The 13,889-nt window shown below is 35.1% G+C and carries 12 protein-coding genes; 4 read left to right on the top strand and 8 right to left on the bottom strand.

From position 1 onward, the window contains the following. Positions 1-54 precede the first annotated feature (54 nt). A complete protein-coding gene (locus H6589_06290) occupies positions 55-1,434 on the bottom strand; it encodes a tryptophanase (protein ID MCB9174199.1) in 1,380 nt (459 codons plus the stop codon). A 273-nt stretch (positions 1,435-1,707) separates the two neighbouring features. Here H6589_06290 and H6589_06285 point away from each other — a divergent pair, with 273 nt between their 5' ends. After that, positions 1,708-2,124 (top strand): hypothetical protein, encoded by a 417-nt coding sequence (locus H6589_06285; protein MCB9174198.1) that lies wholly within the window; start codon positions 1,708-1,710, stop codon positions 2,122-2,124. 236 nt (positions 2,125-2,360) lie between these two features. Continuing rightward, positions 2,361-4,967: a T9SS type A sorting domain-containing protein gene (locus H6589_06280; GenBank protein ID MCB9174197.1), complete on the top strand. Its 2,607-nt coding sequence runs from the start codon at positions 2,361-2,363 to the stop codon at positions 4,965-4,967. A 64-nt stretch (positions 4,968-5,031) separates the two neighbouring features. Here the strand turns inward: H6589_06280 and H6589_06275 are convergent, their stop codons facing one another. The 3 genes from H6589_06275 to H6589_06265 form a co-directional block, all read right to left on the bottom strand. Then, entirely contained in the window at positions 5,032-7,515 is a 2,484-nt protein-coding gene (locus H6589_06275) for a carboxypeptidase-like regulatory domain-containing protein (GenBank protein MCB9174196.1), read from the bottom strand. 134 nt (positions 7,516-7,649) lie between these two features. After that, the gene (locus H6589_06270; protein MCB9174195.1) at positions 7,650-8,873 is read right to left on the bottom strand and encodes a 4-hydroxy-3-methylbut-2-enyl diphosphate reductase; all 1,224 of its coding nucleotides are present in this window, start codon (positions 8,871-8,873) and stop codon (positions 7,650-7,652) included. Positions 8,874-8,894: 21 nt separating this feature from the next. Continuing rightward, positions 8,895-9,452, bottom strand: coding sequence for a cell envelope integrity protein TolA (locus H6589_06265; protein MCB9174194.1), 558 nt, complete (start codon positions 9,450-9,452; stop codon positions 8,895-8,897). A 259-nt stretch (positions 9,453-9,711) separates the two neighbouring features. Between H6589_06265 and H6589_06260 the strand changes: the two genes are divergently transcribed. After that, positions 9,712-9,882 carry a hypothetical protein gene (locus H6589_06260; protein ID MCB9174193.1) on the top strand — a complete coding sequence of 57 codons (171 nt, stop codon included), beginning with the start codon at positions 9,712-9,714 and terminating at the stop codon, positions 9,880-9,882. Between the two features lie 400 nt (positions 9,883-10,282). Here H6589_06260 and H6589_06255 read toward each other — a convergent pair whose 3' ends face one another. Beyond that, positions 10,283-11,626, bottom strand: a complete 1,344-nt coding sequence (locus H6589_06255) for a hypothetical protein (protein ID MCB9174192.1) — start codon at positions 11,624-11,626, stop codon at positions 10,283-10,285. Between the two features lie 81 nt (positions 11,627-11,707). On the opposite strand from H6589_06255, the gene H6589_06250 reads away from it, so the two are divergent. Further along, positions 11,708-12,331 (top strand): WbqC family protein, encoded by a 624-nt coding sequence (locus H6589_06250; GenBank protein MCB9174191.1) that lies wholly within the window; start codon positions 11,708-11,710, stop codon positions 12,329-12,331. Here the strand turns inward: H6589_06250 and H6589_06245 are convergent. From H6589_06245 to H6589_06235, 3 genes are read right to left on the bottom strand one after another with little or no spacing between them, the layout of a single operon-like run. Continuing rightward, positions 12,323-12,796: a DUF4293 domain-containing protein gene (locus H6589_06245; protein MCB9174190.1), complete on the bottom strand. Its 474-nt coding sequence runs from the start codon at positions 12,794-12,796 to the stop codon at positions 12,323-12,325. The genes H6589_06250 and H6589_06245 overlap by 9 nt on opposite strands. A gap of 18 nt (positions 12,797-12,814) precedes the next feature. Continuing rightward, entirely contained in the window at positions 12,815-13,048 is a 234-nt protein-coding gene (locus tag H6589_06240) for a CDGSH iron-sulfur domain-containing protein (GenBank protein ID MCB9174189.1), read from the bottom strand. Positions 13,049-13,103: 55 nt separating this feature from the next. Next, the gene (locus H6589_06235; protein MCB9174188.1) at positions 13,104-13,859 is read right to left on the bottom strand and encodes a pirin family protein; all 756 of its coding nucleotides are present in this window, start codon (positions 13,857-13,859) and stop codon (positions 13,104-13,106) included. Positions 13,860-13,889: the final 30 nt, after the last annotated feature.

Below are 13,889 nucleotides of genomic sequence, written 5' to 3'. Positions count from 1 at the left end.
TGGAAGTAAAAAGACCGAAGTTGGAAGTTGTTTCTGACTTCGGTCTTCCCACTTCTACTTCATCTCCTCAAAATGTGCTGTAAAGTGACGTAAAAATTTTGGCTCTTTCGTTATTTTATAACCTTTTACAGCATCTTTTTCTTTCAAAATTTCATCAAAAGTTTCAATCACGTATTCGATATGGCTTTGTGTGTAAACTCTACGAGGAATGGCTAAACGTACCAACTCCATTGGAGCAGGAACAAGTTTGCCTTTATCATCATATTTTCCAAACATAACAGAGCCAATTTCAACTGTTCTGATACCTGCTTTTTTATACAGTTCGCATGCTAGTGCTTGTCCTGGGTATTGTTCGACTGGTATATGCGAATACAATTTTTTAGCGTCAATGTATACTGCATGACCACCAATAGGCATCATTACCGGAACGCCCATTTTGTGTAAATGTTCGCCTAAATAGGCTGTGCTTTTAATTCGGTATTCCAAATAAGCGGGTTCAAAAACTTCTTTTAAACCAATAGCAAGGGCTTCCATATCTCTTCCCGATAAACCTCCGTAAGTACTAAAGCCTTCGGTAATAATTAGCAACATGGTACAAGCTTCTGCAATTTCCTTGCTTCTTAAAGCTAAAAATCCACCCATGTTTACCAAGGCATCTTTTTTAGAGCTCATGGCAGCACCATCGGTTAAAGCAAACATTTCTTGAGCAATTTCCTCGTACGTTTTGTTTTCATAACCTGCTTCGCGGTGTTTAATGAAATAAGCGTTTTCAGCAACTCTACAACAGTCTAACAGCAATAAAATACCGTGTTTTTTACAAATAGCACTAACCTCTTTTGCATTTTTCATACTAACAGGTTGTCCGCCACCACTGTTGTTGGTTACTGTTAAAATAACAGCACCAATATTTTTCGCACCTTTTTCTTGAATAATTTTTTCCAATCGCTCAACATTAATGTTTCCTTTAAAAGGGTGAATTAAAGCGGGATCGTTCGATTCGTCGATAGCAATATCAAGTGCTTCCGCTCCTGAAAACTCTATGTTTGCACGAGTGGTATCAAAATGGGTGTTACTAATAAATGTTTTACCAGGACCACCTAAATGACCATAAATGATACGCTCGGCAGCTCTACCTTGGTGTGTGGGTAAGATATACTCCATTCCCGTTAAATGTTTAATGGATGCTTCCATACGTTGCCATGATTTTGAACCTGCATAAGATTCATCTCCACGCATTACTCCAGCCCATTGTTCAGCACTCATAGCAGAAGTTCCGCTATCGGTTAAAAAATCGATAATTACTTGGTCGGATTGTAAAAGAAATGGATTGTTGTGTGCTTTTTTTAGAAATTCATTTCGTTGAGCTTCAGTGCTCATAAAAATTGGTTCAACCGATTTAATTTTAAATGGCTCTATAATGGTTTTATGTTTCATTTTTTTAAGTTGAAAAATTACTAATTGGATGATTTAAAAATAGTAGATGTTGACTTGGATTTTTTCCAATTCAACAATTACTAAAAAGAGTCTCTACGTTTAATATTACGTAGGTAAGAGTTAGACTTAACTCGGTACAGCATTTGATTTAAATTTACTGTTGTCATGCAACAAAGTTGGTGATTTAAGCCTATTCATAATATGATAAATATCATTTTCAAAAGGTATTACAGAAAAAATTAAAATCGGTACTTTGTGTTTCAAAATAGCAACATGGACAAAAAAATTATAGAATACATTACTTCAAACAAGGTGCTAACTATAGCAACATCTGTTAACGAAAAGCCATATTGTGCTATTTGTTTTTATGTATTTGATAAGGCACGTAATACGTTGATTTTTTTGTCGGATGATACAACCAAACATATTAGTGATGCCTTAAAAAATGGTTTTGTTGCAGGCACTATAACTACAGAGGTAACTTCAGTTGCTAAAATTCAGGGCATACAATTTGAAGGTGTTTTTGTAAATCCATCGAAAGAGCAAGCTGATGATTTTTACAAAATTTATTACGAAAAATTTCCTTTTGCACGAGCAAAACCATCGCCAATATGGGGTGTTGAACTGTCAGCTATTAAAATGACGGACAATACTTTAGGTTTCGGAAAAAAGACCATTTGGAGTAAATAAAAGTTATATTCTTAACACTTTACAATTTTGTAGTTTGATTTTTCTTTAACTAATTCGTTTAGACTATTAATTAAATTGACTTATAAAAATCTGTAAATCAGCATATTGTACATTGTAATAGGTGGTTGAGCTATTAAGTTTTCATGGTTGTATAAGTAGTATTCTAGTCTCTATCCTTTCTTTTTTAATTATCTTCGTACAAACGAAAATTAGCCATGAGTATTAATTTTTCACGTATGAATACCAATTTTTTTAAGATAAAATTATTATTAATTTTTATTTTATGCCCATTTTTTTATTTTGGTCAAACAATAACACATCCAGCTTCTGGGTCGAGCTCTTCAACAATAACTTGTGGAACAACTTATACTTATTATGATCCAGGAGGTACAGGTAATTATGGTAATAATCAATTAGGAACATTAGTATTAAATCCTTCTACTTCAGGTCAATATGTTAGTATTAATTTTGGGGCTGGAGCGTTTAGTATTGAGCCTAATGGAGGTGGTTGTTATGATTGGATTCAAATATATGACGGACCTTCAACAGGGTCACCATTAATTGGAACATATTGCTCTTCAAATGTTCCAGGTGTAATTACCTCTTCTTCTGGTAGTTTAACTATTGTTTTTGATTCTGATGGTAATACGGTAGCTTCTGGGTGGGTAGGAAGTGTAACATGTACATCAACCCAAGGTACCCCCAGACCTATAACACACCCTGCATCTGGAACTAGTTCTACTTACATAGGTTGTGGAGCAACATATACCTATTATGATCCAGGAGGTACTGGTAATTATGGAAATAATCAATTAGGGACGTATACAATTTACCCAAATACTGCTGGTCAAATGGTACAAATAAATTTTGGTGCTGGAGCATTCAATATAGAACCGAATGGTGGTGGTTGTTATGATTGGATAAGAATTTATGATGGCCCAACTACAGGTTCTCCACTATTAGGCACTTATTGTAATTCAAATGTTCCGGGCGTGATAACGTCCTCTACAGGACCTTTGACGATAGTTTTTGATTCTGACGGAAATACTGTTGGTTCTGGATGGGTAGCTAATGTTACTTGCTTTAGTCCTTGCGCTACTGTTGCTGGCACATCATCTGCTTCAGTAACTACGGGTTGTGGTAGCACAAATACTACATTATCATTAGCAGGAGAAGGACCAGGAACTATTCAATGGCAACAATCTACAGATGGAGGGGCGACTTGGAATAACATTGCAGGAGCAACTACTGACCCTTATGTTTATTCAACATCGGTAACAAGGTTGTTTAGAGCAGCTGTAACCAATGGATGTACTTCTTATTCTACAACTTCTTCTTATACAGCATCTTGCCCAGATATAATACATCCAGCTTCTGGATTTAGTTCAACAACGATACAATGCGGAGGTAGTTATATCTATCGAGATCCTGGAAATACAGGTAATTATAGTAATAATCAAAATGGTTTAATTACTATATGTCCTTCAATTGCTGGAAGATATGTAAATGTTAATTTTTCATCTTTTAATACAGAAAGTGGTTTTGATTTTGTGTATGTCTTTGATGGTGATTGGGCTGGTGCACCACTTTTAGGTGTTTATTCTGGTAATGGGGGGTTAAGTGGAAATGTTAGAGCTACTGCTTCTAATACTTCAGGATGTTTGTCGTTCCGTTTTGCTTCTGATGGAGGAACGGTTGCTTCTGGTTGGCAGGCAACAGTAACCTGTAACTCTACACCTTCAGCAACAGTTCCTTCGAGTAATCCAGAGGATTGTCAAGGAGCCTATACGATTTGTTCTAATGGAACTTTTAGCGGAGGAACTAATAATTATGGATTACAAGAATTACCTTATCAATGGAATTCATGTCTAGGTATTGATTACGATCCTGGTGAGTATGAATCTACTTGGGCAGTGTTTTCTCCAGCAACTAGTGGTACTATAGGTTTTGCAATTACACCAACATCGGCTTGTGATTATGATTGGGCAATCTGGGGACCATATACTCAACTTGCATGTCCAGCTTATACGAATGATGTTCCAATTCGTTGTTCATCTACTAGCTTAGCAAATACTGGGGGAGGAGGAACCACAGGATTAATTGCTCCTGCGATGGATGTGATTGAGCAAAATGGAGAATATGGTGGAGGGGCTAATGAGAATGGAAAATTAAAACCTTTAGATGTTTTAGCTGGTCAGGTTTATGTGATGATGTTAGACAATTGGTCAGCGAATACTACTAATTTTTCATTAAATTGGACATTGACCAATGGGGCAACTTTAGATTGTACACCCGCTTTACCCGTAACAATGACGAGTTTTAACAATACGTGTAAAAATGGAAAGACTCTGTTGGAGTGGACTACGGCAAGTGAGATTAATAACGATTATTTTTCTATAGAAAAAAGTGATGAAAAATTTCAGTTTTATGAAATAGGTAGAGTTCTTGGGTCAGGTAATTCTAATGTATCTAATTACTATTCATTTACTGATCCTATATTAAATAATAAAACAACATATTATCGTATTAAACAAGTAGATTATAACGGAGAACATACGTATCATAGAGTTGTTGCCTCTAATTGCTATAAGACCGAATTTGAAGTGGTGAATCACCAATTATCAAGTAATAATTTAAACTTAATTGTAAATAGTTTTGAAGATGAGAATATCGTCATTTATTTGTATGATTTACAAGGGAGGCTAATACTAGAGTCGAACTATCAATTAATTCAAGGTAATAATAAAATAGACTTGTCTCATGTTGATATTAATTCGGGAATTTATTTGTTAAATATTAAAGGAGAGGTTCATTACTACCAAACCAAGTTAATCAGAAAATAAAAAATAAATATTAAAAGAAAAAACTTACACAGTAAGGTTTTTTCTTTTAAACAACATTTTTTCATTAAAAATCAACATGCAACTTCACATTAAGTTGTCTTGAAGTCAAGTAATTTGGAACAGCATAGTTTCTACCTGAAACATCTTCAATCCAAAGATAAGAAATGACGTTGTTGATTTGGAGTAAATTAAATACTTCAGCACTTATCCATACATTCTTTAAATGCTTTAAGATGTTGCTTGATTTTTGTTCTTTTTTATCGCTTTTTAAGTGGTAAGAAAACCCAATATCAACTCTTCGGTAATCAGGCATTCTAAAAGTTGATTTGTACCTTTCGTGTGTATTGGTCGGCCCAAACGGTAATCCCATACCATAATACAACGCAATATGCATTTTAAAGCTGGGTAGTTTTGGTATGTAATCTTGAAAAAAGATTGATGCATTAACTCTTTGATCGGTTGGACGAGGAATAAAACCCGGCTCAATTCTAATACTGTCGGTAACTTTATTGTTTACGGTATAACCAGAAATTATTTTTTCGCCATCGCTGTTGTAATAATCGTAATAAAAATCATCAGTTAAGTCTTCTTGAGTTTTCATAACCGATAAACTGAACCACGATTCAACACCTTTAACAAACTCGCCATTTACTTTAAAATCGGTTCCATAAGCATAAGCATTGGCATTATTTTTTGCATAATAGCGAATACGAACATTTTCCAATTCATAAGGAATTACATTTTGCAAATATTTATAATACAGTTCGGTAACAAATTTGAAAGGTCTTCCCCAAGCTTTAAAGTTGTGGTCGATACCAAATACTCCTTGATAAGAAACTTGAGATTTAATGTTTGGATTAATTGTTCCATCAAAATTTCTCATTTCTCGGTAAAAAGGTGGTTGGTAATAAACACCTCCTGAGAGCCTGAATAAATAATCGTGTTTCCAGTTGGGTTTCATTGAAAAAGAGCCACGTGGACTAACAATCAACTCGTTGTTATAATCCCAATAATTTGCTCTAGCACCCAAAGAAGTTGAGAATTTTATAGAATCGATTTCCCATTTCCATGTACGTTGTAAATAAGTACTATACCTGTTACTTTGCAAATCAATCCTTGATTTTAAAACTTCATTAAGTTCAAGTAATTGGTTTGATTGTACAGTTGGGTCAGTATATCCAACAGAATCTGATGGGTGAGGAGTAGAGTAACCGGTGGAGTCAATAGTTCCCCATTCACTAATTTTATCAATAATCATTTCTCGTTGATACTTTATACCCCAATAGGTAATGTGTTTTTTCTCAATCTTTTTTCCTTTGTGTTCAAGATTGAAAACTGTTGCATCTAATCGATTTCTTGCATGGTCTAAAAATGAACCAACTCCTCTATTAAATTTAACATCACCAAACGTTTCTTTGCTTAAATCACGCTCAAGTTCATCAATTCGGTAAGCACCTTCAATATCATATTTTTCATCTTCTAAAGAAGTGTAAAATGAACTAATTAACTTTAATTCGATATTCTCTTTTGGTTTAAAAGTGTTACTGATTGCTCCAAAATAAGTGGTGTATTGGTCAACTTCCTGACCTTCGAAAAACACGGTTAACTGTAGGGCTTCGTTAATTGTTCCGAACTCTGTTTTACGTGTTGCGGGTATAAATTTGTATTTGTTTTGAGCAAAGTTTCCCAAAAAACCAATTTCCCATTTTTCAGAAATATCATAAGTTAAATAAGTTTGAATATCGTAAAAAGATGGTTGGTAATCACCATCAGTATCTAAACTTTGTAAAACATAACGATTGGTTTTGTATCGAACTCCGTTTAAATACGTAAACCGATGATTTTTACTAGCACCACCTACATTTACTTGTGCACCTTGTAAACTTATGGTTGCAGAACCTGAGAAATCTTCAGGCTCTTTATAAGTGATGTCTAAAACCGACGACATTTTATCGCCATATTTGGCATCAAAACCACCTGCCGAGAAAGAGATGTCAGAAACCATTTCAGAATTGATAAAGCTCAACCCTTCTTGTTGTCCGCTACGAATTAAAAATGGCCTAAAAATTTCAATATCATTCACATAGATAAGGTTTTCATCATAGTTCCCACCTCTAACCGAATATTGAGAACTCAACTCATTGTTTGAAGAAACGCCAGGTAAGGTTTTTAAAATAGCCTCAAAACTACCTGATGAGCTGGTGAAACCACTAGCTAAATTGGGTTGGATTTTAACCATGGTGTTGATTCTGTCTTTCTCTTCTTTAAGCTCAAATTCAGAGATGTTGGTAGTTGATTTGTTTATTTTAGGGTTGTATTCAAAAACTTCTCCATCTGCTAGATTAAAGTTTTCAATAATAGGGAAATAACCAATAAATGTTATACCTATCTCTACTTCCTTATTTGCTGGAATATTGAGGGTAAAAGAGCCATCTTTTTTGGAAACGGTTCCTTTGGTATTACCAATAATAGCAATGGTTGCACCCTCAACAGGTTCATTGTCTTGATTCACAATTACTCCTTTAATGGTGGCAACGTTTTGCGACATCACCGTAAGGCTTAGTAAAATAAAGACGGTATTTATAAAAAATTTAAGACTCACTCAATAAAACTGTTATAAATTGGAGGATTTCAAAAGTAGCAAAAAGTAACGTTAAAACAGTTTTAAGCCCATATTATTGCTTATTTGTTTAAGTTCAATAAAACTTCTTGTTTTGATTTTGAATTAGGGTAAAAACTTAATATTTTGTCAAGAACGGCATCAACAATGGTGTCAGGACATGAAGCGCCACTGGTTAGAACTATTTTTAGGGATTTTTTATCAGGTAAGTAATCAGTTGTCTTAATACGTTTTTTGTCGTGATAAATAAAATGGTTGATAGTGTTCTTATCTTCTATCTCGTTGGAGTTGTTAATAAAATAAGTAGGTAATTTTTCCTCACATAATTCAACAATATGAGAGGTGTTTGAACTGTTATACCCTCCAACTACGATGGCAATATCTGCTTCTTCGTTGAGTAAACCAATGGTTGCTTGTTGGTTGTCGTTGGTTGCGTAGCATAATGTATCTCTCGAATCTGCAAAGTGTTCTTTTATTGGAGCTAACCCGTACTTTTTTATCATACTGTTTTTTAAATAATCTGCAATTTCTTGGGTTTCGGTAGCCAGCATAGTGGTTTGGTTAACCACACCAATTTTGTTTAAATGGAGTGTTGGATTAAACCCTTCAGATAATCTCCCCTCAAATAGTTGATAAAATGCTGTTTCGGATATATTACCAAAAATATAATCTTCAATTTTTTTTGCTTCAGATAAGTCTTTAATAACTATTGAATGTGCATTTTTGTTACTGTGAGAAAATGTTGCTCGAGTTTCCTCGTGATTGTGTTTTCCATGAATAACAATGGTGTAATCTTTTATCCCAAGTTTTTCAGATTGTTTCCATACGCGTTCAACAAAAGGACAAGTAGTGTTGTATGTTTGAATCTCGATTCCTTTTTCTTGCAATAGATGTTCAATTTCAAGAGTAGTTCCAAAAGCAGGAATAATAACAATATCATTTTTTGTAATATTTTCCCATGGAATAAACTGATTTCCTTCAGTATCCATAATAAATTGAATGCCTTTTTTTTCTAAGTCCTCATTTACAATGGGGTTGTGAATCATTTGACTCAACAAATAAATGTTTTTATTAGGATTTTCATCAACAGCTTTATAAGCTATTTCGATGGCATTTTCAACACCATAACAGAATCCAAAATGACGAGCAATAATAAATTGAACTGGTCCAAAATCTAATAGGGTAGGGGTAAAATCTTTTTTTCTAGGATCACTATCCTTACGTGAATTTTTTATAGTAGAAATAAAAGAACTCTTGTAATAATCTGGAATATCGAATGTTCTCATTGTAAATTTTATACCGTTTTATTAAAACTTAATACGTTTTGAACCTTTAGAAAATTGTTTTGCAGCATCTGATAATTTCCCTTTTTTATTGGTCTCAACTTTTGCTGATGATTTAACAGTAAAACCAGATGCTTTTGCATTTTCTTGAATTTCTTTAGCTTTTTCTTGTTCTTCTTTTTCTCTTGCTAAACGCTCTTGCTCAGCTAATGCTTTGGCTTTTGCCTGAGCTTCTTCAAGTGCTTTTAGTTCTGCTTCTCGTTTCACTTGAGCTTCTGCCATTTTTGCATTGATTTCTTCCATTTCTTTTTCTCTTGCTAGTTGCTCTTCCCTTGCTTTTTTAGCTTCAGTTTCTGCTTTTTCTTTGGCTAAGCGTTCTTCTTCTTGACGTTTAGCCGCAGCTTCTTGCTCAGCTTTCGATTTGGCTTCTAACTCAGCTTGTTTTTTGGCTTCTGCTTCTGCTTTTTCTTTGGCTAGTCGTTCTTCTTCTTGACGTTTAGTAGCAGCTTCTTGTTCAGCTTTCGATTTAGCTTCCAGTTCAGCTTGTTTCTTGGCTTCCGCTTCTGCTTTTTCTTTGGCCAAACGCTCTTCCTCTTGACGTTTAGCCGCAGCTTCTTGCTCAGCTTTCGATTTAGCTTCTAATTCAGCTTGTTTCTTGGCTTCCGCTTCTGCTTTTTCTTTGGCTAGTCGTTCTTCCTCTTGACGTTTAGCAGCAGCTTCTTGCTCAGCTTTCGATTTGGCTTCCAGTTCAGCTTGTTTCTTGGCTTCCGCTTCTGCTTTTTCTTTTGCTAGTCGTTCTTCCTCTTGACGTTTAGCCGCAGCTTCTTGTTCAGCTTTCGATTTGGCTTCTAACTCAGCTTGTTTTTTGGCTTCGGCTTCTGCTTTTTCTTTGGCTAGTCGTTCTTCCTCTTCCTTTTGCTTTTGTTCTGCTGCTTTAGCTTTAGCTTCCGCCTCTGCTTTAGCTCTCGCCTCAGCTTCGGCTTTTTCTTTAGCGATACGTTCTTCTTCTTGACGTTTCGCAGCTGCTTCAGCTTCAGCTTTTGCTTTAGCTTCTGCTTCAGCTTTTGCTTTAGCTTCCGCTTCGGCTTTTTCTTTGGCTAAACGCTCTTCTTCTTGTTTTTTAGCAGCAGCTTCTGCTTCTGCTTTAGCTTTGGCTTCCGCTTCTGCTTTAGCTTTAGCTTCCGCTTCGGCTTTTTCTTTAGCTAAACGCTCTTCTTCTTGTTTTTTAGCAGCAGCTTCAGCTTCAGCTTTAGCTTTAGCTTCCGCCTCTGCTTTAGCTTTAGCTTCCGCTTCAGCTTTTTCTTTGGCTAAACGCTCTTCTTCTTGTTTTTTAGCGGCTGCTTCCGCTTCTGCTTTAGCTTTGGCTTCCGCCTCTGCTTTAGCTTTTGCCTCGGCTTCAGCTTTTTCTTTGGCTAAACGTTCTTCTTCTTGTTTTTTAGCAGCAGCTTCTGCTTCAGCTTTAGCTTTGGCTTCCGCCTCTGCTTTAGCTTTAGCTTCCGCTTCTTGTTTTTTAGCAGCTGCTTTTCTTTGGCTAAACGTTCTTCTTCTTGTTTTTTAGCAGCAGCTTCTGCTTCAGCTTTAGCTTTGGCTTCCGCCTCTGCTTTAGCTTTTGCCTCGGCTTCAGCTTTTTCTTTGGCTAAACGTTCTTCTTCTTGCTTTTTCGCAGCAGCTTCGGCTTCTGCTTTAGCTTTAGCTTCCGCCTCTGCTTTAGCTTTGGCTTCAGCTTCGGCTTTTTCTTTGGCTAAACGCTCTTCTTCTTGTTTTTTAGCGGCTGCTTCTGCATCAGCTTTTGCTTTAGCCTCTGCTTCAGCTTTTGCTTTAGCTTCCGCTTCTGCTTTTTCTTTGGCTAAACGTTCTTGCTCTTGTTTTTTTGCAGCTGCTTCAGCCTCTGCTTTAGCTTTGGCTTCTGCTTCTGCCTTAGCTTTTGCTTCTGCCTCCGCTTTTTCTTTGGCTAAACGCTCTTCTTCTTGTTTTTTAGCAGCAGCTTCTGCTTCAGCTTTTGCTTTAGCTTCCGCCTCTGCTTTAGCTTTTGCCTCAGCTTCGGCTTTATCAGCTTCTTCTTTCTTTTTTATAGCAGTATCAATAAGCAATAGCCTGTCTTTGGGTTCTGGTTTGGTTGGGTCTATACCAACAGCTTTTTGGTACGAAGCTTTTGCACTTTCAAAATCTTTTTTGAAAAAGGCATTGTCGCCATCTTTCATCGCTGCATTGTATTGCTGAATTTTTAATTTTTCTTCAGCTTCAAATTGTGCTTTTTTAGCTTTAAATGTTTCTAAAGTTTGAGTTAATTTTTGAGCAATGGGTCCAGTGTACCCCATATCCCAATCAATTTCGTTGCTTTGAGGAATGTAACTTGCTCTTCCTATAGGTTGATTTAAAAAGGCAACATCAAGATTCTTGTCCTCTTTAAATAAAGTCATTTCAACAAATAAATCGTTTACTTTATTTCTTTTATCAGGATGAACTCCTTTGGTGTTAACAATAATTTTTTTTGCAACAAAACCTGCTTTTTCATACAAAATGGTAATTTCTTTTTCGAAATCGATGTACAGCTCGTATTTACCTTTTCCATCGGTTACAACATTGGTGATGTAGTTACCATTTTCCATGGCTTTAATACTTACACCACTCATTTTTTCGTTACTAAAATATTCCGAAACATCGCCAGAAACCTGAAGTTTGTTTTCGTTAGGATCTTGCGAAAACAAAGAATTCCACGTTACCAAAAAGAGAAAAAAGACTATAATTTTTTTCATAAATTAAATGCTATTTAATATTTGTAGGTTTATAACATAAATCTTACCAATTTTGTGGGCGTTAAATTACAACTTTATCAAATGATAATCAAAAGCGTTTTTTCTTCAAGTTATTTACCTCCAATTGTATATTTTAAATGGTTGGTTACTGCAAATGAGTGTGTTATAGATGTAAATGAGTTTTTTGTAAAACAGACTTTTAGAAATCGTTGTACAATTTTGGGCGCTGATGGGAAACTTGATTTGGTGGTTCCTATTCATAAAAGAAATAGTAAACAGTTGATGAGAGAGGTGAAAATTTCTTATGATGACAACTGGAAAAAAAACCATTGGAAATCTATTGAGTCTGCTTATAGAAGGTCGCCTTATTTTGAGTTTTATGAGGATGAGTTTTATGCCTTTTATCATGATAAAGAACACCATTTGTTAATTGATTTTAACATGGATTTGATGAAATTGATGTTGAAGTTATTAAAAACGGCAAGTGAGTTTAATGTATCATCAAGTTATATTGAACAAACGGATGGTGTTTTGGATTATAGAACAGAAATATCGCCCAAAAATAAAAGTCTAAATGAAATTAATCAACCTGCATATATACAGGTTTTTGGCGATAAATTGGGGTTTCAGAAAAACCTGAGTATTATTGATTTACTGTTTAACGAAGGACCAAATGCTTTGGCTTATCTTCAACAATTACCTTAACCTGTCAGCTGAACGAATTAGTTTTTCGTCTTTTTTAATAAACCAAATGGCTAAGTAAGTTAGCAAAAAGGATAAAATTGGAATAAAAAATCCAAAAGCCAAGCCTAAAACTACATCACCTGGGTTTTGAGGGGAAATGGCTTCTTTGGCAACATCAATGTAAAGTACCAATGCTGCTATTTGCACTGCAATAAGTAATAAATTTAGTTTACACAATTTAATTTGAAGTTGTCGTTTTTTGAATAAAAAAATGGTTGTTAAGGCTAATAATGCAATTAATCCTTGCATAGCACCAATACCAATGTTTTTAGAAACCACCATGTGGTCGGATGCATTAAAAGTGGTGTAAGCATTCATGGTAAATGATGCCTCATAAGAGTTGAAATTTAAAACGGGAGACACAAACATTAATGCTCCTAAAATAAACACCAAGAGTAAAAAAACGGATTGTATTCGCTGAATCATAACAATTAGAATAGAGGGTTATTTATGTGAACCATCGCAAAAAGGACCATTTTTAGTTGCTTTACAAGCACAAAAATGTTTTGTTTCATTTTTTTCGGCAGTAAAAACGTGAGGAACAAATTCTCCACCTTTATGTTGTCCGTCGCAAAAAGGTTGTTTTGCCGATAATCCACATGTACACCATGCGTATCTTTTTCCTTCTTCTAAATTTACTGCTATTGGAGAATCTCCAGCTCTTTTTGGTTGTTCCATAATTTTATTTTGGTTATAAAGTTAAATTTAAACTTGATGACTCGCAATGTTTTTTTTAGAATTTTGCCATTTCTTTGTAAGTTAAATAACTAAGTGTTATTGGCGTTTCTATAACAAACAAGGTTGAAGTATTGCCCGCCGATAGGGTTAGTTCGGTTTCATTTTCAATTTTAATAAAGTCGTCGTTGTTTATCAATTGCTGATTAAGTGTTAACTGATTTGATTTTAAGGCATAAATGCTGTAAACTGATGTGTTATTTAATGGTAAAATGTGTGTGCCTGTTGGTACTTCAATTTTGCTGATGATGACATTTTCTGAATCCATTTGAACAGCACCACCGTTTCCAGCATAGTTGGTAATGGTTAAATTGTTGGTTTTTGTAGCAATAAATTCATTGCTTTTGTAGTCGTTGTAACTAGCTTCTTTATATTGCGTTTTTGTAATGTTAGGGTCGAACCAAATTTGAAACATTCTGGAGTTGGGCATTATTTTTTCGGCATGAGTTATTCCATTTCCTGCTCGAATAATTTGTACATCGCCTTTTGATAGTTTTAACCAACGTTGGTATTTGTTGTCGTAGTGCTCTATTTCGCCTTCAATTACAAACGATAAAATTTCGAACCATTTGTGGGGATGTTCGCCAATTAAACCACCGTTATCGCTCCAAGCATTTGCCCAATAAAACAGGTTAGAATACGATTTTAACGAACCTCCATCTTGAGGAAAACCAATGGGCTTATTTTCTAAAATTGCTCCGTTGTTAAACGAACCAAAAGCTTGTTCGTTTTTATTAAATATTGTTATTGCCATAATATTTTATGTTTTAACACTTAATGTATA

It is taken from the genome of Flavobacteriales bacterium, from assembly GCA_020635795.1.
GTDB lineage: Bacteria > Bacteroidota > Bacteroidia > Flavobacteriales_E > Vicingaceae > Vicingus.
Note: the sequence above shows the minus strand (reverse complement) of the source record. Positions and strands in the feature narration are given on the sequence as shown.

What these genes read in the sequence shown, in the direction of transcription:
- H6589_06290 (MCB9174199.1), bottom strand. Translation starts at nt 1,434, where the DNA reads ATGAAACATAAAACCATTATAGAGCCATTTAAAATTAAATCGGTTGAA.
- H6589_06285 (MCB9174198.1), top strand. Translation starts at nt 1,708, where the DNA reads ATGGACAAAAAAATTATAGAATACATTACTTCAAACAAGGTGCTAACT.
- H6589_06280 (MCB9174197.1), top strand. Translation starts at nt 2,361, where the DNA reads ATGAATACCAATTTTTTTAAGATAAAATTATTATTAATTTTTATTTTA.
- H6589_06275 (MCB9174196.1), bottom strand. Translation starts at nt 7,515, where the DNA reads ATGTCGCAAAACGTTGCCACCATTAAAGGAGTAATTGTGAATCAAGAC.
- H6589_06270 (MCB9174195.1), bottom strand. Translation starts at nt 8,873, where the DNA reads ATGAGAACATTCGATATTCCAGATTATTACAAGAGTTCTTTTATTTCT.
- H6589_06255 (MCB9174192.1), bottom strand. Translation starts at nt 11,626, where the DNA reads ATGAAAAAAATTATAGTCTTTTTTCTCTTTTTGGTAACGTGGAATTCT.
- H6589_06250 (MCB9174191.1), top strand. Translation starts at nt 11,708, where the DNA reads ATGATAATCAAAAGCGTTTTTTCTTCAAGTTATTTACCTCCAATTGTA.
- H6589_06245 (MCB9174190.1), bottom strand. Translation starts at nt 12,796, where the DNA reads ATGATTCAGCGAATACAATCCGTTTTTTTACTCTTGGTGTTTATTTTA.
- H6589_06240 (MCB9174189.1), bottom strand. Translation starts at nt 13,048, where the DNA reads ATGGAACAACCAAAAAGAGCTGGAGATTCTCCAATAGCAGTAAATTTA.
- H6589_06235 (MCB9174188.1), bottom strand. Translation starts at nt 13,859, where the DNA reads ATGGCAATAACAATATTTAATAAAAACGAACAAGCTTTTGGTTCGTTT.